General features: G+C 78.9%; 1 protein-coding gene. It reads left to right on the forward strand.

The features are described 5' to 3' along the window. Positions 1 to 130: 130 nt before the first annotated feature. On the forward strand, positions 131 to 890 hold a 760-nt coding region (locus tag A2U95_RS30220; protein WP_166028927.1), incomplete at its 3' end, for a SigE family RNA polymerase sigma factor.

Consider the following 890-nt stretch of genomic DNA (forward strand, 5'->3'; position numbering starts at 1 on the left):
CGTCGCCATGCTCCCAACGGCACCCGCGTTCCCCCCGCAACAGGCACATGGAGGACGTGTCGCCCATCATGCGCTTATGGGTTTTACCGTGCGGAGGAGTGACGGGTGAGCGGTGACGGGGTGTCGACCCGTGACGCCTGAGGAGGCGTTCGACGAGCTGTACGCGTCCTGCGCGCCGACCCTGGTCCGGCAGACCTACCTGCTCACCGGGCGGCACGCCCTCGCGCTGGAGTCGGTGGAACGGGCCTTCCGGCACGCCTGGCACCGGTGGCCTGAGGTGGCCCTGGACCCGGACCCGCCGAGCTGGGTGAGGGCGGCGGCGTACGACCACGCGCTCTCCCCCTGGCGGCGGCGACGCCGGTGCCGGCGGGAGGAACGGGCCTGGGCGGCGATCGTCTCCTCACCGGCCGACCGGGCGCTGCTGGCCGCGCTGGCCGCCCTGCCGCCGCGGCACCGGCGCACCCTGCTGCTCCACGACGGCCTGGGGCTGGACCTGCCCGGGACGGCGGCGGAGACGGAGGCGTCGACGGCCGCGGCGACGGCCCGGCTGCGGTACGCCCGGGAGGCGGTGGCCGCCGCGTCGCCGGAGTTCGGCGACCCCGGGACGCTGCGGCTGCGGATGGCGGAGACGGCGCGGGCGGCGACGTCGACCACCCGGCCCAGGCCGCCGCGCCCGCCGGTGGTCCGCAGGCGCGCGGAGCGGGTGGCCCGGTGGTGGACCGGGGCGGCGGTCGCGGTGGCGGCGGTGCTGGGCACGCTCGTCACGACCGGGCTGGTCACCGCGGTGACCCGGTACGAGCAGCCGCCGGCCCCGGAGGGCGAGCGGGCGCGGGTGGCGCCGGTGCCGGGCGCGCCGGGGCCGTCGCCCGGGGCGGGGCGCACGCGCGGCG

The organism is Streptomyces chilikensis, from assembly GCF_001642695.1.
GTDB classification, from domain to species: Bacteria; Actinomycetota; Actinomycetes; order Streptomycetales; family Streptomycetaceae; genus Streptomyces; species Streptomyces chilikensis.